The following is a 23,111-nucleotide window of genomic DNA, read 5'->3' as shown; positions in this document are numbered from 1 at the left end:
ACCGGGGTGCAGACCGTCAAGACTGCCGGCGCCTCCGGTGCCTTGCAGACCACCAGCGGAGCCAAGAACTCGTCGATTGTGGCCGGCGCGCTCAACATCTCGACCGGCGCGAACGCGGATCTGTCGATCACCGGGTCGGGCAATGCGCTGTCGGCACTCGGTCTCACCGGCTCGACCGGCACCGGCACCGCCTTCTCGGCGAGCCGCTCGGCGTCGGCCGGCGGTGTCTCGGGCAAGACCTTGACCTTCGCCTCCTTCAACGGCGGCACGGCGGTCAACGTCACCTTCGGCGACGGCACCGGCGGCACGGTCAAGACGCTCGATCAGCTCAACACGGCGCTTCAGGCCAACAACCTGGCCGCCACGATCGATGCCAACGGCCTGCTCACGGTCTCCGCGATCAACGACTACGCATCTTCGACGATTGGATCGGCTGTCGCCGGCGGCGGAATCGGCGGCACGATCACGACGGCCCTGACCTGGACCAACGCGACCACGCCGACGGTCGATGCCGTTGCCCAGGCCACCCGTTCCAACCTGGTGTCCCAGTACAACAACATCCTGTCGCAGATCGACACGACCTCGGTCGACTCGTCCTTCAACGGCGTCAACCTGCTGAATGGCGACCAACTCAAGCTGGTGTTCGACGAGACCGCGAAGTCGAGCCTGAGCATCACCGGCGTGACCTTCAACTCGAAGGGTCTGGGTCTGGCCTCGCTGGTGCGGGGCACCGACTTCATCGATAACGCGGCGACCAACCGGGTGCTCACCAGCCTCAACGCGGCATCGAGCACGCTGCGCTCGCAAGCCTCGACCCTCGGTTCGAACCTGTCGGTGGTGCAGGTGCGTCAGGACTTCAACAAGAACCTGATCAACGTGCTCCAGACCGGTTCGTCCAACCTGACGCTGGCCGACACCAACGAGGAAGCGGCCAACAGCCAGGCGCTGTCGACCCGCCAGTCGATCGCGGTCTCCGCGCTGTCGCTGGCCAACACCTCACAGCAGAGCGTGCTCCAGCTGCTCCGTTAATAAGTAGCTGAAATCACAAGATAAATACGGCGGCGGGGCCTTGGCTCCGCCGCATTTTTGCGTGTGCGGTGACCGTGCAGACATGCAGCCGGGGCCGGGAAGGGGGCGCTAACTCGGCATTAACCGTATCTCTTAAACCGTCGTTAACCATACTTTAAAGGACAGACCCTAAAAGTGGACAAAAGCCCGCTTTCCAGATCGGCGAGCCCCGATTCGTACCCGGTTCAAGAGGAAGACCAGCCAATGTCCAACATCGTTCTCTCGGCGTCCGTTCGCCAGAACCTGTTGTCACTGCAGTCGACGGCCGACCTGCTGGCCACGACGCAGCAGCGCCTCTCGACCGGCAAGAAGGTCAACACGGCGCTCGACAACCCCACCAACTTCTTCACCGCACAGGGGCTGGACAATCGGGCGAGCGACATCAGCAACCTGCTCGACGGCATCAACAACGGTGTGCAGGTGCTGCAGGCGGCTAATACCGGCATCACCTCGCTGCAAAAGCTGATCGACAGCGCCAAGTCGATCGCCAACCAGGCGCTGCAGACTACGGTCGGCTATTCCACCAAGTCGAACATCACGACCACGATTCCCGGCGCGACGCCGGCGGATCTGCGCGGCACCACGAGCTACACCTACGCAACCGCAACCGGCAATGTCGTCACCAACGGTACTGCCGGCGGTACGACTCCGATCACTGGCGCGACCACGCTCGGCGGCGTTTCGCAAGCCCTGACCGGCAATGCCGCTCCCGACGGTGCTGGCACGATAGCGAGCCTGGCCGTGGGCCTGACGCTGCTGGGCGCGCCGAGCGGCACCACCATTGCGGCGAACGGTGCGCCGTCGGACGGCGACGTCTTGATCGTCGACGGCAAGACCATCACGTTCCGGGCCGGCGCTGCGCCCGCGGTGGCCAGCGTTCCCGCCGGTTCCGGCAAGAACAACAACGTCGTTACCGACGGCAATGGCAATTCGACCGTTTACCTCGGGACAAACGCAGTCCCGGCTGCAAACGTCCAGGACGTGATGGACGCGATCGATCTTGCGACCGGCGTGCAAAAGGCGGCCATCACGGGTGGCACTGCGACGTTATCGCTCTCGTCGGGCGCCGTGGCGTCCGTCGCCGCCGGCCAGCTCACCCTCACCACCGGCACGGGCGCGGACCTCAGCATCACCGGCAAGGCCGACTTCCTCAAGGCGCTTGGCCTTACGACCGCGACCGGCTCCGGCAATGTCAATGTGAGCAAGGCGCGTCTGACGAGCCCCACGACGCTGGGCACGCTCATCCATGACGGCTCCACGCTGAACGTCGACGGCAAGACGGTCTCGTTCAAGAACGCGGCCGTCCCTGCTGCCGCTCCGACGGGGTCGACCAAGATCGGCAACATCGTGACGGACAATAACGGCAACTCCGTCGTCTATCTCCAGGGCGCCAGCGTTCAGGATTCGCTGAACGCGATCGACCTGGCGTCGGGTGCCGGCATCGTCAGCGGCGCCGCCGTGGCTGCGGCCAGCGGTTCGTCGCTGTCCACCGTCGTCAACGGCGCGCTCAAGCTCAGCACCGGCACCACGGCCGATCTGTCGATCACGGGAACCGGCAATGCGCTGTCCTCGTTCGGGCTGACCGGTCCGACCGGCACCGGCACGGCCTTCACGGCCGGTCGCGCGCCCGGAGCGGGCAGCATCTCGGGCAAGACCTTGACCTTTACCTCGTTCAACGGCGGCACGCCGGTCAACGTGACCTTTGGTGACGGTACCAACGGCACCGTCAAGACGCTCGATCAACTGAATTCTCAGCTGCAGGCGAACCATCTGACCGCGACGATCGACGCCAACGGCGTGCTCACGATCACCACCGTCAACGAGTATGCCTCCTCGACGCTAGGCTCAGTGACCGCCGGGGGCGCGGTCGCCGGCACGATCACGGGTGTGATCGCTTTCACGACCGCCCAGCCGCCGATCCAGGATCCGGTCGCGCAGACCGCGCGCTCAAACCTGGTCAACCAGTTCAACAACATTTTGGCGCAGATCGATACGACCTCGCAGGATGCGTCCTTCAACGGCGTGAACCTGCTCAACGGCGATACGCTGAAGCTGATCTTCAACGAGACCGGCAGCTCCACGCTCGGCATCAACGGCGTGGTCTTCAACGCGGCGGGCCTCGGTCTCAGCAACCTCGTCAACGGTATCGACTTCATCGACAACGGCGCCACCAACAGGGTGCTCGCCAGCCTCAACGCTGCCTCGAGCACGCTGCGCTCGGAAGGTTCTGCGCTCGGCTCCAACCTCTCGATCGTGCAGGTGCGTCAGGACTTCTCCAAGAACCTGATCAACGTTCTGCAGACCGGCTCGTCCAACCTGACGCTGGCCGACACCAACGAGGAAGCGGCGAATAGCCAGGCGCTGTCCACCCGCCAGTCGATCGCGGTCTCCGCGCTGTCGCTGGCCAACCAGTCGCAACAGAGCGTGCTGCAGCTGCTCCGCTAATTTCGCGGCGCAAGCTTGCTCATCGATTTCGCGGCGGGGCTCACGCTCCGCCGTTTATTTTACGGAGATCGCTAAGGCAGGATTAGCTGAGATGGACGCGCACCACGCGTGACGCGTTTACAGCGTGCACATGCGCGTCTAGCTTCACGATGACGAAGAACTCCGAGACCCGTAATAATCCGGAGTGCTTCCAAGCACACATGTAAGCAAATCTTAAGCGGTGCTGCCTAGGGTTGGGAAAGAAATCCTTAAGCGCGTTCAACGGGCTAGGTAACCTCCAGGGTGTGATTGATGTCGAATTCCGCTGCCTCGGCCTACGCGCGTGTTGCAACGACCACCGCATCTCCTCGCGACATCGAAGCGCAGACCCTGCTCAAGGCCGCGAACAAGCTTCAGGATGCGATCAACAGCGCGGAGCCGTTCAGCGAGCAGACCACGCAGGCCCTGATGTTCAATCGCAAGCTCTGGACGATTTTCCTGAGCGAGGCCATGCGCGAGAACAATCCGCAGCCGATCGACGTCCGGCAGAAGATCGCCAATATCAGCGTGTTCGTGCTGAGTCAGACCGCCGCGCTGCAGATGAGCCCGCAGCTCGATCACTTCCGTCCGCTGATCGAGATCAACCGCAATATCGCCGCTGGTCTGTCCGGCCGTCCGTGATCGAGCACGGCTCGTTTCGCCTCGGCAATACCAAATTCAAGTTGACGGATAGCGGCAAGGTGCAGATCAAGAACGTCGTCACCGATCTCGCGACCGGTTCGGGCGATCTCGATGTTGCCGTTGCGAAGCTCGACGCCTGATAGTCAGGCGCTGCGGTCTGTGGTTGCCGGACGTGAGGGCTCGGACTTCAAATCCTGCGCATGGAAATAGGCCCGCCGGCGCAGCATTGCTTCGTCGGGGAACTGGTTGACCACCGCGTCGGTCCTGTCGTTGACGACCTGGAAAACGAACGATGCCGCCGCCTGGTCGAACACGACCTGGCGTGAGACGTTCTCGCTGCTTCGCAAATCATTGCGTGCAGGCGCGCTCGCATCGCCGGCGGCCACTGTCTGGCTCACGGGCAGATCGGTTTGCACGGCCTCGTTCGCCGCCGCATTCGACGTCGTTACGATCTGCACGGCGACCGGTATCCCCACCGGCCTGATGCTGAAATCTGTACTCATGGCAGCCTCCTGGTTGCCTCACGTGAGTCAAATCCCAACCCCTCTCAATACGCAACCATGGAACACCGGGATTGAACATCCGGTAAGGAAACGTGCCTAACCGCGCGACGATGTTGCCGCGCGGTTTTTCGTAAAATTGTCGCTTGTTGTTGCGCGCGCTCAGAGCGAGCGGCTGACCGCGAGCGGCGTGATGTGGCGCGGGCCCGGCGCGGCGCGTCGTCCCGCGGCCGTGTAGGTGTTCGGCACGTTGCGCTTCTGGATCTCGGCGTTGACGCCGCGCACGACGCTCTCTGAGACGGCGTGAGCAGTTGCGAGGACGGTGAGGTTGACCTGCAGCATCGCGCGGAATGCATCGTGGTGCCGATGCAGCGTCGAGAGCAGCTCGGGCGCGGATTTGGCGAGCTGGGCCTGGTTCGCCTTCAACTGGGTGACGGCGCCGACATAGTTTCGCGACAGCTCCTGCTTCTTGCTCTCGAGGGTCATCGCCTCGCGGACCTGGCCGGCGCGTACGAGCTCGGTCTCGCGCTCGATCAGGCCGAGCAGGGCACTCATCGCGTCCATCAACTGCTCGGCGATCTTGCGCGCCTCGGCGCTGCCGGGTGTGGTGTTCGGGCGCTGCGCTTGCACCGGCTGACGCGAGGCGTTGAAGTGGTTCATCTCGTTTGACCTTATGCCGTGCGGATCGTTTTTGCCTGCTGCATGATCAGGGTGCGATAGACGTCGGTGGCGATGCCGACGCCGCCGGCGTTGGCGAAGTTCTTGGAATATTGCTCGGTCAGCATCGAGCGCCACACGCCGGTGCCAGGCGTGTCGCCGAACGGGCCTTCGCCCTTCAGGCCCGAGGTCATCTGCGAGAACATGCTGTTGAGGAACATCGCCTCGAAGTCGGTGGCGATCTTCTGCGCCTTGGCCTGCTGCTTCGGCGAGACCTTTTGCAGTGCCGCCGCGAGATCGAAGTCCGGCCGGCTGTTGCGGCTCTCCACCGAGAAGGCGGAGCTGGCGACGCGGGCGGTGTTGACCATGCCGGTCTGCATCACATCACCTCGATGTCGGCTTCGATCGCACCGGCGGCCTTGATCGCCTGCAGGATGCTGATGAGATCGCGCGGGCCGATGCCGAGACCGTTGAGGCCGTCGACGAGCTGCTGAAGCGAGACGCCGTCCTTGACCACGGCGAACTTCTTGCCGTCCTCGGTGACGCTGACGCCGGTGCGCGGCGTGACCACGGTGCGTCCCCGCGACAGCGGGTTGGGCTGGCTGACCTGCGGGCTCTCGGAGATCGTGACGGTGAGGTTGCCTTGCGCCACCGCGACGGTGGCGACGCGGACGTCGCGGCCCATCACGATGATGCCACTGCGTTCGTCGATGACGATCTTGGCGGCGAGGTCGGGATCGACCTGGAGCTGCTCGATCTCGGTGAGAAAGGCGACGACGTTGCCCTTGAACTCCGGCGGGACCGAAAGCTGCACGGTCGAGGGATCGATCGGCTCGGCGGTCTTGACGCCGAGATAGTCGTTGATCGCGGCGGCGATTCGCTTGGCCGTGGTGAAGTCGGCATTGCGCAGCGCAAGGCGGACGTTCGGCAGCCGATTGAGCGCGAACTCGATCTCGCGCTCGATGATGGCGCCGTTGACGATGCGGCCGACTGTCGGAACGCCGCGGACGATCTTCGCCGCTTCGCCCTCGGCCTGGAAACCCGAGATCGCGAGCGAGCCCTGTCCGACCGCATAGACGTTGCCGTCGGCGCCGAGCAGGGGCGTGACCAGCAGGGTGCCGCCGCGCAGATCCTTGGCGTCGCCGAGCGCGGAGACGGTGACGTCCATGCGCGTGCCCTGGGTGGCGAATGCCGGCAGATTGCCTGTCACCATCACGGCGGCGACGTTGCCGGTGCGGATGGTGGCGCCGCGGATGTTGACGCCCATGCGCTCGAGCATCGCTTGCAGCGACTGCTTGGTGAAGGGGATGTTGTTGAGGGTGTCGCCGGTGCCGTTGAGGCCGACGACGAGGCCGTAGCCGATGAGCTGGTTCTGCCGCACGCCTTCGATGTTGGCGAGATCCTTGATGCGCGATGTCGCGCTTGCAGAATTGACCGAGAGCACCAGCGCTGACAGCGCGGCGCAGGCCACCCCCACAAGTCTCACCCAACGAACGCTTGGCATCCTCTGCTCCCCGAGGCTCCTCAAATCAAAGGACCATCACGACACTCCCATGACGAGCTGGTCCGACGCTGTCCTTGCGAGCGCTGTGCCAACTCGGGGCAGTGGGGGTAGGTAGCTGAATAGGTTGAGTAAATCTGTTTCGAGCGACCTCAGCCTGTGTTGTCCCTGAGGAGCGAAACTGCCGCCTGTCGGCAGATTTTGCCGGGCTGTTTACGGGCCGTTAACCATAAAACGGCGAATGTGGCGCATCGATCACCCGGATTGCTTCCGATGCGCATCTACGGACCGAACGGCACCACGCTTGGAACGCCGGCCAGCCAGGCCAGGCGGACGAGCTCCGGCACCTTCGTGTTGCCCGACACCTCGTCGGCGCCGGAGACGCGAGGCGCCGCCGCACCGAAGGCCGCCGCCAACATCGACGGGCTGCTCGCGCTGCAAGGCATCGAGGAGGATCCGGTCGAACGTCGCAAGCGCTCGGTCGTGCGCGGAAAGACCGCGCTCGACGTACTCGACGATCTCAAGATGGGGCTTCTCTCCGGCAAGCTCGACGCCTCGACCGTGATGCGGCTGCGTGACGCTGCGGCGAACCTGAAATCGTCCTCCGGCGATTCCGGCCTGGATTCGGTGCTGTCCGAGATCGAGCTGCGCGTCGAGGTCGAGCTCGCCAAGGCCGGGCAGGCCTAGCGTCTTACGCCGCTTCATCCTTCAACTGCGAATCGTAGCGGCGCTGGGCGGCGAGCACGTCTTTCAGATTCTGCTCGGCCCAATCGCGCAGGGGATCGACGGCGGCGGCGAGCGTTACGCCGAGTTGCGTGATCGAGTATTCCACGGTCACCGGCACGGTTGCGATCGCGTGACGCTTGAGCAATCCGTCGCGCTCGAGCGACTTGAGAACCTGGCTCAGCATCTTCTGCGAAATGCCTTCGATCGTCCGGCGCAACTGATTGAAGCGCATCGGCTCCTCGCGCAGCAGCAGCAGGATCAGCACCGCCCATTTGTCGCCGACGCGGTCGAGGATCTGTCGCGTGGGGCAGTTCGCTGCATAGACGTCTGGCTTCATCGTCGAGTCCTCGCAATCCATTCCGCTGATTTGCCGGCCGCTGCCGGTTACTCCTGTGTAATCAGGTAAGCGCAAAGTGCTCTCTTAACACCAGCGCTCTTTGCGATATCTAGTTACCCATAGTTACCACAGAAGCAAAGGAGCCTTCCATGAAAATCGCAGTTGCCGGCGCCTCGGGCCGGGCCGGGTCGGAGATCACCAAGGAGCTGTCCCGCCGCGGCCACGCGGTCACGGCCATCGCCCGCAACCCCGAGAAGATCGCGGCCCTGCCGAACGTCACCCCCACCAAGGGGGACGTGCTCGACCAGCCAGGCCTTGCCAAGCTGTGGGCCGGGCACGACGTCGCCGTGAGTTCCGTGCACTTCCTGGCCAGCGACGCGCTCAAGCTGATCGGCGCGGCCAAGGACTCGAAGGTCGGTCGCTACCTCGTCGTCGGTGGAGCCGGCAGCCTGGAGGTGGCTCCGGGCGTCAAACTGGTGACAACTCCCGGTTTTCCGGCTCAGTACAAGGCCGAGGCGGAGGCGGGCTCGGCCTTTCTCGAGCTGCTGCGGCAGGAGAAGGAGCTGAACTGGACCTTCATTTCGCCGTCCGCCCTGTTCATCGAGGGGGAGCGCACCGGCAAGTTCCGGCTTGGCACCGATCAGCTTCTCGCAGATGCGAACGGGAAGAGCTGGATCAGCTTCGCGGATTACGCCATCGCGCTCGCCGACGAGATCGAGCGGCCGGCCCATGAGAGGCGGCGTTTCACGGTCGGCTACTAGGCCTTCGGCCGCCCCCGGGCCCTCCAGGATAAACCTTCCTGTGCAAGGGCTTGGGGGCGCCGGTCGGGCGATCAGGGAAACATTGTCTGTCACAGGAGGCCGCTATATAACGCCCCGCTCAGCGGACCCCGTTCCGCGTACGAGTCGTTGCTTAGACAGATAGGCCGCCCTTGGAAAAGTTGAAAAACTACCGACCGACCGAAAAAGAGCCTTTCATGAACGACAGGCAGAAGGAGTACTTCCGCTTGAAGCTCCTCGCCTGGAAGGATGAGATCCTCAAAGAGTCCAAGCTCACCCTGCAAGCCCTGCAGGAGGAGAACGTGAACCACCCCGATCTCGCCGATCGGGCATCGTCCGAAACCGACCGCGCCATCGAACTCCGTGCCCGCGACCGCCAGCGCAAGTTGATCGCCAAGATCGACGCCGCGCTCCAGCGTATCGAGGACAACACCTACGGCTATTGCGAGGACACCGGCGAGCCGATCTCGTTGAAGCGGCTCGAGGCCCGTCCCATCGCGACGCTCTCGGTGGAGGCGCAGGAGCGCCACGAGAAACGCGAGAAGGTCTATCGCGACGAATAGAGTCCGAGCCGCAGCGATGCGGCTCTTTGTTTTTTGAACGCAAGGCGCGCCTTTTCGCGCCGTGATTGGCGTTTTGCCTGTCGCTTGCAACCGGGCGTTCGGCGCGCGAGCGCAATCTCGAAAAGTGAATCGCGATCAATGGGCTAGGCTCAACTCCTCCGAGCTCACGTGAGTTCGGATGAGAAACAGCCTTCACTTCAGGTGCGGGAGGTTTTGCGAGTCGCATCAAGGACATCGACTCGAATGCTGAGGCACTGATCCAGCAGCTTCACGCCTCGCTGCAATCAGGCCTGATGCGACGCTGCAAGGCGCGCATCCCCATAAAGCCTGGACCAGCTCAACATTTCCTTAAACGCCGGCAGCAGGCCGTAAGCCGCATCCGTCAGCCCGTACTCGACCCGCAGCGGCTTCTCCGAGAAGGCGGTGCGCGACACCAGCCCGTCCTGCTCGAGCTCGCGCAGCTGCACGGTCAGCATGTGCTGGGTGATACCGCCGATCGATCGTCGCAAAGCGCCGAAACGAACCGCGCCGTTCATCAGCGCGAACAGGATCTCCAGCTTCCATTTTCCGCCGAGGGCATGGATGGTCCGCTTGAAGTCGGCGAGCAGGGTGGGGTCGGGGCTGCAATCGCAGTCGCCCTCGCAAATGCTTGTCAGGTTTTCCATACCGGTCTCGAAATCCATTCTACTTGTTCGGCAGCAGATAGTGACCAGATGCGGCGCTGGGCAGGGCCTGCGCGGAACCAATTCGCCGGTCCCGAGCAAAGGGAAATTTGACAATGAGCACCGTTCTGGTCACCGGCGGATCCGGCTTCGTCGGCATTCATGTCGTCCTGCAACTTCTGGCCGACGGCCACGAGGTTCGGACGACGGTGCGCCGGCCGGACCGGAAAGCCGAGGTGCGGGCGATGCTGTGCGAGGGCGGCGCGGCCTCGCCCGACAGCCTGTCCCTCTTCACCGCGGACCTCACGGCAGACCAAGGCTGGCGCGAGGCAGTTGCGGGCTGCGACTACGTGCTGCATGTCGCTTCGCCTTTGTCGACCAGCGTGCCCGCGGACGAGAACGAGATGACTATCCCGGCCCGGGACGGCACGCTGCGGGTGCTGCGTGCCGCACGGGAGGCCGGCGTCAGGCGCGTCGTCATCACCTCGTCGCTGGGCGCGATCGGTTACGGCCATCCGCCGCGCGACAAGCCGTTCGACGAGTCCGACTGGACCAATCTCGACGGCGCCGATGTGCAGCCCTACGTCAAGTCCAAGACATTGGCCGAGCGGGCGGCCTGGGACTTTGTCGCGCGGGAGGGCGGCGGGCTCGAATTGTCCGTCGTCAACCCCGCCGGCATTTTTGGCCCCGTACTGGGGCCGGATTTCTCCGGCTCGATCGAAATTGTCAAATCGCTGCTCGACGGCGCCATGCCGGCGGTGCCGCGGGTCTATTTCGGCGTGGTGGACGTGCGCGACGTCGCCGAGCTGCACCTGCGGGCGATGACGGCGCCCGAGGCCAACGGCGAGCGCTTCATCGCGGTCTCCGGCGCGACGATGTCGATCCTCGACATCGCCAAGTTGCTGCGGGAGGAACTCGGACCGGCCGCGCGCCGGGTTTCTCGGCTCCAGGCTCCGGACTGGCTGGTGCGGCTCGCCGCGAACCGGATTCCGCTGTTGCGCGCCGTGGTGCCGATGCTCGGAAGGGTCAGGCATTCCACCAGCGTCAAGGCGAGGTCGCTGCTCGGCTGGCAGGCCCGTTCCAACGATGAAGCGATCCTCGCGACGGCCGAGAGCCTGATTCGGCTCGGCTTGGTCAAGGACTGAGGGCACCCTTGGCCGTTCTTCGGCCCGCGCTTGTCACGCCCCGGCCGGGATGCTGAAGTGCCGCCTCTGATTGCGTAGCGTGGGAGCCGGCGCCGATGGACAGAATTCTCGCAGCCGCAAAGGCGATCGCGCTGGCGCGCCGCAACCATGCGCCGCTCGCGGCGCTCGAAGTTCCTCCCGCCGATGAAGCCGAGGGCTATCAGGTCCAGCGCGCGCTGCACGATCTGCTGCTGCCGCATGCGGGCCCGCTTGTCGGCTACAAGATCGGCTGCACCAGCCAGGTGATGCAGGATTACATCGGCATTCCACACCCATGCGGCGGCGGCGTGTTCCAGAAGGGCGTGCACGACAGCGGCGTCCGGCTCGCGGCTGCCGACTATGTCCGCGTCGGCGTCGAGTGCGAGATCGCGGTGCGGCTGAAGCGCAATCTCGCAGCCGGCGAGGCGCCGTTCACGGCCGAATGGGTCGGCGAAGCCGTCGAGGCCTATCATCCCGCGATCGAGATCGTCGACGACCGCTATGTGAAGTGGGAAACGATGGGGGCGCCGACGTTGATCGCCGACGATTTCTTCGCCGCCGGCTGCGTGCTGGGCGAGGTGGTGCCGCGCTCGTCAGTGCCCGACCTGAAGGTCGTCAAAGGCCGCGCCATCGTCAATGGCGAAGAGGTCAGCCACGGCACCGGCGCCGACGTGCTCGGCCATCCCTACAACGCACTCGCCTGGCTCGCCAACCATCTCGCCGCCGAGGGCAAGGGTCTTCACGCGGGACAGCTCGTTCTCACCGGCAGCCTGGTGAAGACGCTGTGGCTGAAAGCCGGCGACAAGGTGCGGATGGAGCTGGACGGGCTGGGGACGGTGGAGGCGGAGTTTACGTAGGCGCCGCGGTACTCCCCGCAGTCATTCCCCGCGAGGGCGGGGAATCGAGGATGCCGCGGCTTCTCGGCTCATCACTGACGTCTCGAAATACTGGATCGCCCGCCTTCGCGGGCGATGACAATTGAGAGGGCGGATAGGGGGAGCGGCGTCGCTACAATCGCGCGTGCCTGAGCGCTGTATGCAGCCATCGCCAAAATACATGCGGCCCTCGCCAGGGGAGCTAGCGAGGGCCGCGTCGTACATCGTCGTTCGCGCCTAGGTTCGCGAACACGATGTGGGAGCTCGGGAGAGGCTTAGAAGGGCAGCAGCACGTCCATGACTTGCTGGCCGTAGCGCGGTTGCTGCACGTCCATGATCTGGCCGCGGCCGCCATATGCGATGCGGGCCTGCGCGATCTTGGTGGAATCGATGGTGTTGTCGCTCTGGATGTCCTCGGGACGGACGATGCCGGCGACGATGAGCTCGCGGATTTCGTAGTTGACGCGGATCTCCTGCTTGCCTTCAACCACGAGGTTGCCGTTGGGCAGGACCTGGGTGACGACGGCCGCGACGTTGGTCTGCAACGCTTCCTTGCGGTCCACGCTTCCCTTGCCCTCGCTGGACGCGGTCGAGTCGGCGGTGAGGATGCGGCCGGGCAACACCTTCTGCGCTTGGGCGCCCAATGTCTTGGCGCCGATGAAGTCGGTGATTCCGGAATCTTCCTTGTTGGTGCGGCTGCGTTGGGTGTCGTTTTCGATATTGGCCTTGTCGGTGATGTTCACGGCCACCGTCAGAAGATCGCCGACCTGATGGGCGCGCTGGTCCTTGAAGAAGGCGCGGCTGCCGTTGCGCCACAGCGAGTTCGGATTGTAGGAGGCGACTTCCGGCTTCGGCATCGGCATCTGCACCGGCTTGTAACCGGGCTGCGTCGTCGGATTGTCGATCGCCGACAATTTCGGCTGCTCGCCGATCTGCGACAGACGGTCGATCGAGGAGCAGCCGCTCGCCAGCGCGCAAGTCGCCAGCAGCAGGGCAGAGATCGCGATGCGACGGGGACGAAAAGCCGAACTGAACCTGGACATGACTTACTCTGACTTGGCTGGAGCTTGCGAGACGCGAACTTGCGGGATCTGGGCTTGCGCAATCTGGGCCGGGGATGCCGGGGCCTGGACCAGGTTCCGGACGAGGGCTGCGGTATCAACCGGGGCGGGCGTTTCCTCACGCTTGAGCGACGAGGTCTGTTCGACCGCGGCCGGCATCGGCGCGGCTTGACTGGCGCCCTGGACCGTCACCTGGCCGCGGCCGGTGACGACGCCGCTCAGCGTGCGCTTGGTCTGCAGGTTGAGCACGCTGATGGTGTCGCCCTCGGCGCCGCTCTCGATCGCCTTGCCGCGCGTGGTGAGGTAGATTCCGGGGACCTGATAAATGACGGTGACGCTCTGGTCGCGCTGCACGAAGTCGGGCTTGACGATGTCAGCGACGCGGATCGGCGTCCCCGCCCGCATCGGCCGGCGGAGCTGCATGCCGAGCGTGCGATCGCGCGAGGCGGCTTCACCGGTGACCTCGGCCTTCGGCCGGCGCTCCATCGCGACGTCGGACGCCTTCAGGAGATCGACGCGATCGATATCGCGCGTCAGAACCGCCACCTCCACCGTCTCGATCGCGTTGCCGGTGAAACGCAGCTTGGTCGGCGCCGGATCGTTGTCCTTGTTGATCTCGAAGGCGATGTCGAAACGGCCGCTGCGGGCGTCGTAGCGGGTTGCGACCGGCTGCAGCGCGCCGGTGTTGGAGGCATCCAACCGCATGTCTGCGATGCCGCGGTCGAACGTGACGGTGATGTTGGCGGCATCGCCAAGTCCGAAGCGGCGCTCGAGCGCCGAGGCGACCGCGGTTTCGAGGTCCTTGTTCACGAGCGTGCGGGCGAGACGGGTGACCTGGACCTCCTTGATGTCGCCGGTCATCACGCCGATTACCTGCTTTGCGCGCAACACCGCCAGCACTTGCGCGACCGGCAGCGCACCGGTGGTGCCGAGATCGGGCGAGCGGTAGACCGGGATCAGCGCGGCCGAGCCGGCATTGTCGATGAGATCGCCGACCCGCACCACGTCCGAGGTCACGGTGATGCTCGCGCGCAGCGTCGGCGTCGCGATGAAATCGTCGGCGGCCCGTGCGGGCAGCGCCAGCACGAGGAGAGCGGAGATCGTGGCGAGAGTGGTGCGGATCATCGTCATTACCTCAGCGGAACAGCGCCGTGGTCGACTGCATCATCTGGTCGGCGGCGCTGATCACCTTGGCGTTCATTTCGTAGGCGCGCTGGGCGGCGATCAGGTCGCTCATTTCCGAGACGACGTCGACATTGGCCTGCTCGAGGCTGCTCTGGGTGATGTTGCCGAAACCTTCGGAGCTCGCGGTACCGTCCTGCGGCGGGCCGGAGGAGGGCGTCTCCGTGAACTGATTGTTGCCGACCGGCTGGAGGCCGGCCTTGTTGATGAAGCGGGTCAGGCCGATCTGGCCCTGGACGGCCGAGGTCGACGAACCCGGCAGCGTCACCGAGACCTGGCCCTGCACGTTGATGGTGAGGCCCGAGGCGTTGTTCGGGATCGTGATCGTCGGTTGCACCGGGTTGCCCTGCGCGGTGACGATGCGCCCCTGATTGTCCATCTGGAAGGTGCCGTCGCGGGTGTACTGGTAGCTGCCGTCGGGCATCAGGATCTTGAAGAAGCCTTCGCCCGTGATGGCCATGTCGAGGTCGTTGCCGGTCTGCGACAGCGTGCCCTGGGTCATGCTGCGCGGCGTGCCGACGGTCTTTACGCCGCCGCCGATATCGACGCCGACCGGCAGGATGGTGCCCTGGTCGGACGACTGTGCGCCGACGCGGCGGACGTGTTCGTAGATCAGGTCCTGGAACGCCGCGGTCTGCTTCTTGAAGCCGGTGGTGCGCAGGTTCGCGATGTTGTTGGAGATCACCTGAACGTTGAGTTCCTGTGCCGCCATTCCGGTTGCTGCGGTGTGAAGCGCCTGCATGTCAGTTCTCCCTCAATCAGGCCGGAACGTCGGCGAGCTTCTCGATCGCCGATTTGTGCATGTCACTCTGCTGCTGGAGCAGGTTGGCGATGGCGGTGTAGCTGCGCATGACTTCGACCATGCGGCTCATCTCACCGACCGAGTTCACGTTCGACTTCTCGACATAGCCCTGCTGCACAGTCGACTTGGTGTCGGCCTGCGGGACGGCGGAGCCGATGTCGTAAAGGTTGGCGCCGAGCTTGGTCAGCTTGGCCGGATCGTCGAACGAGGCCATGCGGATCTTGCCGCGGATCGAGTCGTTCTTGGCCGTGCCCTCGAGTACCGTGACGGTGCCGTCTGGCGCGACGTTGATGTCGTGGTCGGTCGGCTGGAAGGTGATCGGGCCGCTGGTGCCCAGCACGAGGTTGCCGTCGGAGGTGACGAGCTGGCCGGTGCTGTTGAGCGAGAATTTGCCGTCGCGGGTGTAGCGCTCGGCGCCATTGGCCTGAACCGCGAAATAGGCGTTGCCGCTGATCGCCATGTCGAGCGGATTCTTGGTCGGCTCCATCGGCCCCTGGCCGACGTCGCGGAAGGTGCCGCGGTCCTGCACATAGGAGACCCGGCGGTCGGAGGCGACGAAATTGTCCTCACGCGCGTTGGAGTTGAGGTACTCCTCGAACAGCGAATGATCGGCCTTGAAGCCGTTGGTGTTGGCGTTGGCGACGTTGTTGGCGATGACATCCATCTGCCGTTCCAACGTCATCTGTCGTGACAAGCCGATCAGAAGCGCGTTCTGCATCGGAAATCTCCCCTGAGTGAGATCCGCCAGCTCGCTCTCCCAAGCGCATTGGCCGATCCCGTGAACGAGACCTCATGTTCTCCCAAACCTTGGGTCTCGGTCCTTTCTCAGCGAAACTCGTGCCAAGCCGGAAAAATTTGTAATTTCAACATCTTGTCTATTTTTCGAGGGCGCGGGGAGGCGGCAGAAAGGGTCTGTTAGCCATGTTTGCCCGGCAGATTTTTCCTAGCGAAGGCCCAATCGAAAGGTTCCGTTAACCATTATTACCGTAGCGTTTGCGCATAAGAGGAGCACTGCGCTGGGGCATTTGTATCGCGTCACTGTCTGCCAGGAGCTTCGCTCTTTCGACCCCTTTTGAGAGATGAGCGAGCGCGGCGATCATGGCAGAGAATGAAGCGGAAGGCGGCGCAGCCGCTGAGGGCGCGGAAGCCGCTCCGCCCAAGAACAAGTTCAAGCTGATGATCATGGCGGTGGGCCTGCTCGCCGTTCTTGGCGGCGGTGCCGCCACCTGGTTCTTCTTTTTCCGTCACGGCGACGACGAGCATCACGCCGAGGCGGCGCCCCCGCCAAAGCCGCCGTCTTTCGTCGAGGTTCCCGACATCATGGTCAACCTCGCCGGCGCGCCGGGCGAGCGCGTGCAATATCTGAAGCTCAAGATCGTGCTGGAGCTGAAGGAAGAGAAGCAGGTCGAGGCGATCAAGCCGACGATGCCGCGCATCACAGACATCTTCCAGACCTATGCGCGCGAGCTCCGCTCCTCCGACCTCAACGGTTCCGCCGGCATCTTTCGCCTCAAGGAAGAGCTGACCAAGCGCGTCAACGCGGCGGTCGCACCGGTCCAGGTGAGCGCGGTGCTGTTCAAGGAAGTCGTGATCCAGTGAGCATGACGGGCTAGGGATCATGGCAGGCACCGACCAACCAGACCAGGATGCAATTGCCGCCCAATGGGAGGCCTCGCTCGATTCCGAGGATCCCGCCGAGGCCGCGAAGGCTGCTGCCGAAAACGAACTGTCCGAGACCATGGCCCTGCAATGGGCGGCCATGGTCGAGGATGGCAGCCGCGATCTCGGCGCCGGCAAGAATTCCGGCGAACGGGTGCTGTCGCAGGAGGAGATCGACAACCTCCTCGGCTTCGCGGTCGGCGACGTCACGCTCGACGATCATTCCGGCATTCGCGCCATCATCGATTCGGCGATGGTCTCCTACGAGCGTCTGCCGATGCTCGAAATCGTCTTCGACCGCCTGGTGCGGTTGCTGACGACCTCCTTACGCAATTTCACCTCCGACAACGTCGAAGTCTCGCTCGACCGCATCACCTCGGTGCGCTTCGGCGACTACATGAACTCGATTCCGCTGCCCGCCGTCCTCACCGTCTTCAAGGCCGAAGAGTGGGACAATTTCGGCATGGCCGTGGTCGATTCCAGCCTGATCTACTCGATGATCGACGTGCTGCTCGGCGGCCGCCGCGGCTCGAGCCAGCTGCGCATCGAGGGCCGGCCCTACACCACGATCGAGACGGAGTTGGTCAAGCGGTTGGTCGAAGTCGTCATGACCGATGCCGAACAGGCGTTCCGGCCGCTGTCCCCGGTGACCTTCACCATCGACCGGCTCGAGACCAACCCGCGTTTCGCCGCGATCAGCCGTCCCGCCAACGCCGCGATCCTGGTGCGCCTGCGCATCGACATGGAAGATCGCGGCGGCAACATCGAGCTCTTGCTGCCTTACGCGACCATCGAGCCGATCCGGGGCGTCCTGCTCCAGATGTTCATGGGCGAAAAGTTCGGCCGCGACCAGATATGGGAAGGCCATTTCGCCACCGAGATCGTCCAGGCCGAGATCTCGGTCGACGCCGTGCTCTACGAAGCCGACATTCCGCTCAAGCAGCTGATGCGGCTGAAGGTCGGCGACACGCTGCCGCTGGACATGCGCGCGGATGCCAACGTCACCGTTCGCTGCGGCGACGTCACCATCACCGAAGGACGCATGGGCCGGGTCGGCGATCGCGTCGCGATACGGGTGACGAAACCCTTGCGCAAGCCAAGTACGACACTTGCGATGTTCGAAAAGGTCGACGAGCAGAACAAGATGATGGAGGCCCCATGAACCACTCCCTAGGAATGGCGATCGAGACGCTGGTGGCTATCCTGCTGATGCTGACCATCGTCTACTGCGTCACGCTCAACAAGCGACTGACGCGGCTGAAGGCGGACGAGCATTCGCTGAAGGCGGTCATCGGCGAACTGATCACCGCAACCGAGATCGCCGAGCGCGCGATCGGCGGGCTGAAGCTCGCCGTGCGCGACGTCAACGAGAACCTCGGCAGCCAGCTCGCGTCGGCGACCCAGATGTCCGAGCAGCTCTACAAGCAGCTCGGCGAAGCCGACAATGTGGTGCGGCGCCTGTCGAAGATCGCAATCGCCGCGCGCCCCGTGACGAACCCGGAAATGGTCGCCGCGCCCGCAGCCAAGCCCACGTCGGCGAAGGCGGTGGCGGCTGCGGCCGAAGCCTTCTCCGAACGCCGACGATCCAACGGCCTTGCCGCATAAAGTCAGGGTATGAAGTCCTTTCGCAACATCCGCGTCATTCCGATCGTGCTGGTTGCCGTCGCAGGCCTCGCCACGCTGAAGGTCGCGGGCCTCGTGCTCAACGGCGGCTATGTCTTCGACTACAAGCCGAGCCAGACCAAAAAGTCCTGGGCACAGGAGAATCTGAACTTCCCGGCCAGCCGCGAAGATCCCGATATCACCGGCTCGACCCATGGCGCGCCGAAGGAGGCGCCGAAGCCGGCTGCACCCGACACCAAGTCCGAAGGCGCCGCGGTCAAGGAGGAGGCCCAGCCGCAGATCTCCGCCTCGGAGCGCGCGATCCTGGAACGCCTGCAGTCGCGCCGCCAGGAGATCGAGGCCCGCCAGCGCGAGATCGACATCCGCGAGAGCCTGTTGAAATCCGCCGAGAAGCGCATTGAAAACAAGGTCGAAGAGATGAAGGCGGTGGAAACCCGTATCTCCGCGACGCAGGCCGAGCAGAAGGCGGCCGAAGCCCAGCGCATGAAGGGCCTCGTGACCATGTATGAGGGCATGAAGCCGAAGGACGCCGCGCGGGTCTTTGACCGGCTCGAGATGGGCGTGCTGATCGAGATCGCCTCGCAGATCGCGCCGCGAAAAATGTCGGACATCATGGGACTGATGTCCCCGGAGGCCGCCGAGCGGCTGACGGTCGAGATGGCCCGTCGGGCCAATGGCGGCGGCGATCAGTCCGCCTCGGCCGGCGAGCTGCCCAAGATCGACGGCAAGCCGACGCAAAAGCCGAATTGAGGGCTCATACTTAAGAAGTCCTTAATTGCCAAAATCTACAGTCTGGGGCAGGGGCCGGCAGCAATGCCGGCGTGGACCGTCGAACCGGAAGTAATGCCGCCAATGGCGCGAGAGGCTGCCGCTGGATTTGTGTCGCGAGCCCGCGCCCTGGCGCGGAGGCTGTCGCGTCATGTCCGCGCGGCGCCGCTGCTGGCAGCCAGCCTGCTGATCGGCTTCACGGCGCCTGCCCGGGCGGCCGATGCTATCCGGGGCGAGGCGACTTTCTCGGCCGGCGGCGGCTTTGCCCGTCTCGTGATCAAGCTCGGGGAGGACGTCCCCTCCGAGGTGACGACGGCCGGCTCCATTCTCGTCATCCGCTTCGACCGGGCGGTCGACGTTCCGGTCGACCGTGTCCCGGAAGGTGCGCCCGACTACGTCAACTCCGCCCGCCGCGATCCCGACGGCGGCGCCATCCGCCTGTCGCTGGCGCGGCGCGTCACCGTCAACACCATGAATGCCGGCGAGCGAACCTTCATCGACCTCTTGCCGGAGGGTTGGAAGGGACCACCGCCGAGCCTCCCGATGGACGTGGTCAAGGAACTCGCCGAGCGCGCGCGCGTCGCCGAACGCGCGCTGCGCGCCCAGCGCGCCGCGGCGGAGAGCAAGAAGCGTCCGCAGATCCGCGTGCGCGCCTCGGTGCAGCCGACCTTCGTCCGCTTCGTGTTCGAGATGCCCGACGGCGTCGGCGTGTCCTCCGTGCTCAACGAGCAGAAGCTCACGCTCGCCTTTAACGCCAACCTCAATTTCGATCTGGCGGACGCGGTCGTCGCAGCGCCGCCGAACGTCGCCTCGATCAAGCAGAAGGCCGACATCGACCAGACCAGTGTCGAGATCGCGCTGATCGGCGATTCCGACGTGCATTCGTTCCGCGACGAGAAGAACTACGTCGTCGACATCTCCTTCCAGCCGGACAAGGGCAAGATGGCCAATTCGGCCGAGGCTGCGATCGCGCAGGCCAAGCCCGCGGCGCATGGACCGGCGCCTGTCCCCGAAAAGCCCGCGGCCGAGAAGCCGAAGGATGCGCAGCGCGAGATCGCGCCGCCGACGTCCGAGATGATCGCGCGCGAAGCCAGGATCGACGTCAAGCCCGAGGTGAAGGCGGAAGCGCCCGCCGCCATGCCGCCCTCTGAAGCGCCGAAATCGATGGCCGCTCCTGCGGCCGAAGCTGCGCACGTTGCGCAAGCGCCCAAGGAAGCGGTCAAGGAAGCGCCCAAGGAAGTTTCAAAGACCGTCGCGCCAGTTGCAGAAACTGCGGTCGCGCCTGCCAAGCCGGCTATGGCCGAAGCGCCGCAAGAGGTCGTGAAGGAAGCTGCCAAAGAGCCGGTCAAGGAGCCGGTCAAGGCTGCTCCAGCAGAGGCGCCTGCGGCGCCGCAGCCGCCTGCTGTCAGCGTCGATGTGCGCCGCGACAGCGACGGCCTGCGGGTGACCTTCCCGCTTCAGGTCGCAACGCCTGCGGCGGCGTTCCGCCGTGGCGACACCGTCTGGCTGGTGTTCGATACGGCGAAGCCGATCGACGTCGAGACGATCCGCACCAAGGGCGGTGCGATGATCGGGGAAGTCGGCCGCGTCCCGCTCGAGAAGGGACAGGCGGTGCGTATCCGTCTCACCCGGCCCCTTGTCTATTCGCTGTCGAGCGAGGAGGTCGGCAAGCAGACCAACTGGCTCTTGACCCTCGCCGACAAGATCCAGGCGACGCCGCTGCCGCTGATGATCTCGCGCAACATCACCGACCCGGCGCTTGCCAACATCGCGATCCCCTTCGCCAATCCGGGGCTCCTGCACAAGCTCACCGATCCCGATGCCGGCGACACGCTCTATGTCATCACCGCGCAGCGGCCGGTGCGCGGCTTCATCAAGCGGCAGGACCTCGTTGATCTCGCGCTGCTGGAATCCGCACATGGCATAGCGATCCGGCCGAATTCCGACGAGGTCGGCATCGAGGTTGGGGCCGATAAGGTCATCCTCGGCAAGAAGGGGGGGCTGACGCTGTCGCCGGTCGACATCTCGGCCGAGCGTGCGCCGACCGCAGTGCGCCCCGTCTTCAGCCCCGAAGGCTGGCGCAAGGGCCAGTCGGAAAATTTCATAGCGCGCCAGAACGAGCTGATCACCGCGATCTCCAACGTCGAGCCGGCGATGCGTTCGCTGCCGCGGCTCGACCTCGCGCAATTCTACATGTCGCGCGCGATGTATCACGAGGCCAAGGCCGTCACCGAATTGATGCTGGCCGATCCCCTCAACAAGGAGGAGAGCAGTGCGCTGATCATGCATGCGATCGCGAGCATCCTGATCGGCCGGCCGGCGCAGGGCCTGAAGGACCTCGCCAATCCCGTGATCGGCAACAGCCACGATTCCCAGCTCTGGAAGGCGCTTGCCTATGCGCGCCAGGGCAAATGGGCGGACGCGCGCGAGAAGTTCAAGAACGTCGAATTCGCCATCGCGTCGCTGCCGCTCGACATCCAGCGCATCGTGACGATGGAAGCGATGCGCGCTTCGCTCGAGGTGAAGGACTATGCCGGCGCCTCCAAGCGCCGCAGCGAGCTCGAGGTGGTCGGCGTCTCGCCCGAGGCCGCGCCCGGCTTCGCCGTGCTGCGCGGCAGGCTCGCCGAGGCGCTCGGCCACGACAAGGATGCGCTCGACGACTACAAATTCGCGGTCGGCTCGTCCGACCGGCCGGCTGCGGCCGAGGCCAAGCAGCTCGAGGTCGCGCTGCGACAGAAGCGCGACGAGATCGGCAAGGAAGACGCGTTGCGCGAGCTCGAAACGCTCGCGATGACTTGGCGCGGCGACTCGATCGAGGTCAAGACGCTCCAGATGCTGTCGCAAATGTTTGCCGAGAACGGGCGCTACCGGGACGCGCTCACCGCGGCGCGCACCGCGACAAAGCTGCAGCCGAACGCGGACGCCTCGCGCCAGGCGCAGGACCTCGCCTCCGACCTGTTCACGCAGATCTTCCTGGGACCCAAGGGCGACGAGCTGCCGCCGATCGAAGCGCTCGGGATGTTCTACGAGTTCCGCGAACTGACCCCGATCGGCCGCCGCGGCGACGAACTGATCCGACGCCTCTCCGACCGTCTCGCCTCGATCGATCTGCTCGACCAAGCCGCCGAGCTCCTGCAATACCAGGTCGACCATCGCCTCGAAGGCGCGGCGCGTGCGCAAGTCGCCGCGCGCCTCTCCATGATCTATCTGGCCAACCGCAGACCCGACATGGCGATCACGGCGTTGCGCGCGAGCCGTATCAGCGACCTCTCAGGCGAACTCAGGCAGCAACGCCTGCTGCTGGAGGCGCGTGCGCAGAGCGACGTCGGCCGCCACGATCTCGCGCTCGACATCGTCTCCAACGTTACGGGGCGCGAGGTGCTGCGCCTGCGATCCGACATCTTCTGGGCGGCGCGGCGCTGGCGTGAGTCCGCCGAGCAGATCGAGCTCTATTACGGCGAGCGCTTTCGCGACTTCAAGCCGCTCAACGCGGTGGAGAAAAGCGACATCATCCGCGCAGCCGTCGGTTATGCGCTCGCCGACGACTCGATCGGCGTGTCGCGCTTCCGCGAGAAATATGCGCCGCTGATGAGCGAGAGCGCCGATCGGCTCGCCTTCGACATCGCGAGCAAACCGACCGGCGCCTCGAGCGCGGAGTTTGCCGATATCGCCAAGCTGGCTGCCAGCGTCGACACGCTCGACGGTTTCCTGCGCGAGATGAAGCAGCGCTTCCCCGACGCCACTGCACGTGCGCCGGCCTCTCCGCAGGCCAAGGACGAGTCCGACCACACCGGCTCGCTGCCCACGATTCCCGTCGTGCGGCAGATCAAGATGACGCGGTAGGATCGCTGCTCCTTCTGGGCCTCGCGACAGATGCCCGCTGAGCAAGCTCCTGGCAGTGATGGGCAGGGGCCCGAGACTATCGCTCAGGGGCGCGTACTCATAAACACGAACAATCCGCGCAGAGGTGGCCGCCCGTTCAGTCTTCGAGACCGGACATGGCCCGTTTGCCTTTGCTAATCGGCTGAGGGCTCCAGGCCCATTGTGAGAAACACCTTAGGGCGTAGAAACAGGGAAGCA

General features: G+C 64.7%; 24 protein-coding genes. 14 read left to right on the top strand and 10 right to left on the bottom strand.

All coding sequences use genetic code 11. The features are described 5' to 3' along the window. The 4 genes from AC0L3S_RS25570 to AC0L3S_RS25555 all read left to right on the top strand — a co-directional run. The coding region (locus AC0L3S_RS25570; protein ID WP_473282052.1) for a flagellin at window positions 1-1,029 on the top strand (1,029 nt) is incomplete at its 5' end. A 243-nt stretch (window positions 1,030-1,272) separates the two neighbouring features. Next, window positions 1,273-3,513 carry a DUF1522 domain-containing protein gene (locus AC0L3S_RS25565; protein ID WP_473282050.1) on the top strand — a complete coding sequence of 747 codons (2,241 nt, stop codon included), beginning with the start codon at window positions 1,273-1,275 and terminating at the stop codon, window positions 3,511-3,513. A 291-nt stretch (window positions 3,514-3,804) separates the two neighbouring features. Then, window positions 3,805-4,173, top strand: a complete 369-nt coding sequence (gene flaF, locus AC0L3S_RS25560; protein ID WP_473259299.1) for a flagellar biosynthesis regulator FlaF — start codon at window positions 3,805-3,807, stop codon at window positions 4,171-4,173. Then, window positions 4,170-4,313, top strand: a complete 144-nt coding sequence (locus tag AC0L3S_RS25555) for a hypothetical protein (RefSeq protein ID WP_473282048.1) — start codon at window positions 4,170-4,172, stop codon at window positions 4,311-4,313. Before flaF ends, AC0L3S_RS25555 begins: the two co-directional genes overlap by 4 nt. Before the next feature lie 3 nt (window positions 4,314-4,316). On the opposite strand, the gene AC0L3S_RS25550 is transcribed toward AC0L3S_RS25555, so the two are convergent. The 4 genes from AC0L3S_RS25550 to AC0L3S_RS25535 all read right to left on the bottom strand — a co-directional run bounded on the left by AC0L3S_RS25550 (window position 4,317) and on the right by AC0L3S_RS25535 (window position 6,834). Then, window positions 4,317-4,676, bottom strand: a complete 360-nt coding sequence (locus tag AC0L3S_RS25550) for a hypothetical protein (protein ID WP_473282046.1) — start codon at window positions 4,674-4,676, stop codon at window positions 4,317-4,319. Between the two features lie 159 nt (window positions 4,677-4,835). Further along, window positions 4,836-5,333, bottom strand: a complete 498-nt coding sequence (locus tag AC0L3S_RS25545; protein ID WP_473259292.1) for a hypothetical protein — start codon at window positions 5,331-5,333, stop codon at window positions 4,836-4,838. An 11-nt stretch (window positions 5,334-5,344) separates the two neighbouring features. Further along, window positions 5,345-5,710 (bottom strand): flagellar assembly peptidoglycan hydrolase FlgJ, encoded by a 366-nt coding sequence (flgJ, locus tag AC0L3S_RS25540; protein ID WP_473282044.1) that lies wholly within the window; start codon window positions 5,708-5,710, stop codon window positions 5,345-5,347. After that, the gene (locus AC0L3S_RS25535; protein WP_473259289.1) at window positions 5,710-6,834 is read right to left on the bottom strand and encodes a flagellar basal body P-ring protein FlgI; all 1,125 of its coding nucleotides are present in this window, start codon (window positions 6,832-6,834) and stop codon (window positions 5,710-5,712) included. The genes flgJ and AC0L3S_RS25535 overlap by 1 nt, the downstream gene beginning before the upstream one ends. A 270-nt stretch (window positions 6,835-7,104) precedes the next feature. On the opposite strand from AC0L3S_RS25535, the gene AC0L3S_RS25530 reads away from it, so the two are divergent. Further along, window positions 7,105-7,518 (top strand): flagellar assembly protein FliX, encoded by a 414-nt coding sequence (locus tag AC0L3S_RS25530; protein ID WP_085349418.1) that lies wholly within the window; start codon window positions 7,105-7,107, stop codon window positions 7,516-7,518. Between the two features lie 4 nt (window positions 7,519-7,522). On the opposite strand, the gene AC0L3S_RS25525 is transcribed toward AC0L3S_RS25530, so the two are convergent. After that, entirely contained in the window at window positions 7,523-7,894 is a 372-nt protein-coding gene (locus tag AC0L3S_RS25525) for a winged helix-turn-helix transcriptional regulator (protein WP_007602122.1), read from the bottom strand. 149 nt (window positions 7,895-8,043) lie between these two features. Here AC0L3S_RS25525 and AC0L3S_RS25520 point away from each other — a divergent pair, with 149 nt between their 5' ends. Together AC0L3S_RS25520 and dksA are read left to right on the top strand one after the other, a co-directional pair. Next, window positions 8,044-8,655 carry an NAD(P)-dependent oxidoreductase gene (locus AC0L3S_RS25520; protein WP_473259287.1) on the top strand — a complete coding sequence of 204 codons (612 nt, stop codon included), beginning with the start codon at window positions 8,044-8,046 and terminating at the stop codon, window positions 8,653-8,655. Window positions 8,656-8,870: 215 nt separating this feature from the next. Further along, window positions 8,871-9,236, top strand: a complete 366-nt coding sequence (gene dksA, locus AC0L3S_RS25515) for an RNA polymerase-binding protein DksA (RefSeq protein WP_008554760.1) — start codon at window positions 8,871-8,873, stop codon at window positions 9,234-9,236. Between the two features lie 284 nt (window positions 9,237-9,520). Here the strand turns inward: dksA and AC0L3S_RS25510 are convergent, their stop codons facing one another. Further along, window positions 9,521-9,919 (bottom strand): winged helix-turn-helix transcriptional regulator, encoded by a 399-nt coding sequence (locus tag AC0L3S_RS25510; RefSeq protein ID WP_473259285.1) that lies wholly within the window; start codon window positions 9,917-9,919, stop codon window positions 9,521-9,523. 95 nt (window positions 9,920-10,014) lie between these two features. On the opposite strand from AC0L3S_RS25510, the gene AC0L3S_RS25505 reads away from it, so the two are divergent. Beyond that, on the top strand, window positions 10,015-11,043 hold the full coding sequence (locus tag AC0L3S_RS25505; protein ID WP_473282042.1) for an SDR family oxidoreductase: 1,029 nt from the start codon (window positions 10,015-10,017) through the stop codon (window positions 11,041-11,043). Between the two features lie 95 nt (window positions 11,044-11,138). Beyond that, entirely contained in the window at window positions 11,139-11,918 is a 780-nt protein-coding gene (locus AC0L3S_RS25500) for a 2-keto-4-pentenoate hydratase (RefSeq protein ID WP_473282040.1), read from the top strand. A gap of 293 nt (window positions 11,919-12,211) precedes the next feature. On the opposite strand, the gene flgH is transcribed toward AC0L3S_RS25500, so the two are convergent. The 4 genes from flgH to flgF are packed head-to-tail and all read right to left on the bottom strand — an operon-like array spanning window position 12,212 to window position 15,699. Beyond that, a complete protein-coding gene (gene flgH / locus AC0L3S_RS25495; protein WP_027567596.1) occupies window positions 12,212-12,979 on the bottom strand; it encodes a flagellar basal body L-ring protein FlgH in 768 nt (255 codons plus the stop codon). Window positions 12,980-12,982: 3 nt separating this feature from the next. Beyond that, window positions 12,983-14,122 (bottom strand): flagellar basal body P-ring formation chaperone FlgA, encoded by a 1,140-nt coding sequence (gene flgA / locus AC0L3S_RS25490; protein ID WP_473259277.1) that lies wholly within the window; start codon window positions 14,120-14,122, stop codon window positions 12,983-12,985. Window positions 14,123-14,132: 10 nt separating this feature from the next. Continuing rightward, complete coding sequence (gene flgG, locus AC0L3S_RS25485) at window positions 14,133-14,921, bottom strand: flagellar basal-body rod protein FlgG (protein ID WP_007602131.1); 789 nt, start codon at window positions 14,919-14,921, stop codon at window positions 14,133-14,135. Window positions 14,922-14,937: 16 nt separating this feature from the next. Further along, window positions 14,938-15,699 carry a flagellar basal-body rod protein FlgF gene (gene flgF, locus AC0L3S_RS25480; RefSeq protein ID WP_473282038.1) on the bottom strand — a complete coding sequence of 254 codons (762 nt, stop codon included), beginning with the start codon at window positions 15,697-15,699 and terminating at the stop codon, window positions 14,938-14,940. A gap of 380 nt (window positions 15,700-16,079) precedes the next feature. Between flgF and fliL the strand changes: the two genes are divergently transcribed. The 5 genes from fliL to AC0L3S_RS25455 all read left to right on the top strand — a co-directional run bounded on the left by fliL (window position 16,080) and on the right by AC0L3S_RS25455 (window position 22,874). After that, window positions 16,080-16,580, top strand: coding sequence for a flagellar basal body-associated protein FliL (fliL, locus tag AC0L3S_RS25475; RefSeq protein ID WP_106944396.1), 501 nt, complete (start codon window positions 16,080-16,082; stop codon window positions 16,578-16,580). Between the two features lie 19 nt (window positions 16,581-16,599). Then, window positions 16,600-17,802: a flagellar motor switch protein FliM gene (fliM, locus tag AC0L3S_RS25470; protein ID WP_007602134.1), complete on the top strand. Its 1,203-nt coding sequence runs from the start codon at window positions 16,600-16,602 to the stop codon at window positions 17,800-17,802. After that, window positions 17,799-18,245: a DUF6468 domain-containing protein gene (locus tag AC0L3S_RS25465; RefSeq protein WP_473282035.1), complete on the top strand. Its 447-nt coding sequence runs from the start codon at window positions 17,799-17,801 to the stop codon at window positions 18,243-18,245. Before fliM ends, AC0L3S_RS25465 begins: the two co-directional genes overlap by 4 nt. Before the next feature lie 9 nt (window positions 18,246-18,254). Next, the gene (locus AC0L3S_RS25460) at window positions 18,255-19,013 is read left to right on the top strand and encodes a MotE family protein (RefSeq protein ID WP_473259264.1); all 759 of its coding nucleotides are present in this window, start codon (window positions 18,255-18,257) and stop codon (window positions 19,011-19,013) included. Window positions 19,014-19,076: 63 nt separating this feature from the next. Beyond that, window positions 19,077-22,874: a tetratricopeptide repeat protein gene (locus tag AC0L3S_RS25455; protein ID WP_473282033.1), complete on the top strand. Its 3,798-nt coding sequence runs from the start codon at window positions 19,077-19,079 to the stop codon at window positions 22,872-22,874. Window positions 22,875-23,111 lie beyond the last annotated feature (237 nt).

The sequence above is a fragment of the Bradyrhizobium sp. Ken01 genome (genome assembly GCF_055807355.1).
The sequence above is the reverse complement of the archived record's forward strand: the minus strand, read 5'-3'. Positions and strand labels throughout refer to the sequence as shown.

What these genes read in the sequence shown, in the direction of transcription:
- flgA (WP_473259277.1), bottom strand. Translation starts at nt 14,122, where the DNA reads ATGATCCGCACCACTCTCGCCACGATCTCCGCTCTCCTCGTGCTGGCG.
- flgJ (WP_473282044.1), bottom strand. Translation starts at nt 5,710, where the DNA reads ATGCAGACCGGCATGGTCAACACCGCCCGCGTCGCCAGCTCCGCCTTC.
- AC0L3S_RS25505 (WP_473282042.1), top strand. Translation starts at nt 10,015, where the DNA reads ATGAGCACCGTTCTGGTCACCGGCGGATCCGGCTTCGTCGGCATTCAT.
- AC0L3S_RS25455 (WP_473282033.1), top strand. Translation starts at nt 19,077, where the DNA reads ATGCCGGCGTGGACCGTCGAACCGGAAGTAATGCCGCCAATGGCGCGA.
- fliM (WP_007602134.1), top strand. Translation starts at nt 16,600, where the DNA reads ATGGCAGGCACCGACCAACCAGACCAGGATGCAATTGCCGCCCAATGG.
- flaF (WP_473259299.1), top strand. Translation starts at nt 3,805, where the DNA reads ATGTCGAATTCCGCTGCCTCGGCCTACGCGCGTGTTGCAACGACCACC.
- AC0L3S_RS25535 (WP_473259289.1), bottom strand. Translation starts at nt 6,834, where the DNA reads ATGCCAAGCGTTCGTTGGGTGAGACTTGTGGGGGTGGCCTGCGCCGCG.
- AC0L3S_RS25550 (WP_473282046.1), bottom strand. Translation starts at nt 4,676, where the DNA reads ATGAGTACAGATTTCAGCATCAGGCCGGTGGGGATACCGGTCGCCGTG.
- AC0L3S_RS25465 (WP_473282035.1), top strand. Translation starts at nt 17,799, where the DNA reads ATGAACCACTCCCTAGGAATGGCGATCGAGACGCTGGTGGCTATCCTG.
- AC0L3S_RS25565 (WP_473282050.1), top strand. Translation starts at nt 1,273, where the DNA reads ATGTCCAACATCGTTCTCTCGGCGTCCGTTCGCCAGAACCTGTTGTCA.
- AC0L3S_RS25510 (WP_473259285.1), bottom strand. Translation starts at nt 9,919, where the DNA reads ATGGATTTCGAGACCGGTATGGAAAACCTGACAAGCATTTGCGAGGGC.
- AC0L3S_RS25520 (WP_473259287.1), top strand. Translation starts at nt 8,044, where the DNA reads ATGAAAATCGCAGTTGCCGGCGCCTCGGGCCGGGCCGGGTCGGAGATC.
- AC0L3S_RS25500 (WP_473282040.1), top strand. Translation starts at nt 11,139, where the DNA reads ATGGACAGAATTCTCGCAGCCGCAAAGGCGATCGCGCTGGCGCGCCGC.
- flgH (WP_027567596.1), bottom strand. Translation starts at nt 12,979, where the DNA reads ATGTCCAGGTTCAGTTCGGCTTTTCGTCCCCGTCGCATCGCGATCTCT.
- flgG (WP_007602131.1), bottom strand. Translation starts at nt 14,921, where the DNA reads ATGCAGGCGCTTCACACCGCAGCAACCGGAATGGCGGCACAGGAACTC.
- flgF (WP_473282038.1), bottom strand. Translation starts at nt 15,699, where the DNA reads ATGCAGAACGCGCTTCTGATCGGCTTGTCACGACAGATGACGTTGGAA.
- AC0L3S_RS25525 (WP_007602122.1), bottom strand. Translation starts at nt 7,894, where the DNA reads ATGAAGCCAGACGTCTATGCAGCGAACTGCCCCACGCGACAGATCCTC.
- fliL (WP_106944396.1), top strand. Translation starts at nt 16,080, where the DNA reads ATGGCAGAGAATGAAGCGGAAGGCGGCGCAGCCGCTGAGGGCGCGGAA.
- AC0L3S_RS25460 (WP_473259264.1), top strand. Translation starts at nt 18,255, where the DNA reads ATGAAGTCCTTTCGCAACATCCGCGTCATTCCGATCGTGCTGGTTGCC.
- AC0L3S_RS25530 (WP_085349418.1), top strand. Translation starts at nt 7,105, where the DNA reads ATGCGCATCTACGGACCGAACGGCACCACGCTTGGAACGCCGGCCAGC.
- dksA (WP_008554760.1), top strand. Translation starts at nt 8,871, where the DNA reads ATGAACGACAGGCAGAAGGAGTACTTCCGCTTGAAGCTCCTCGCCTGG.
- AC0L3S_RS25545 (WP_473259292.1), bottom strand. Translation starts at nt 5,333, where the DNA reads ATGAACCACTTCAACGCCTCGCGTCAGCCGGTGCAAGCGCAGCGCCCG.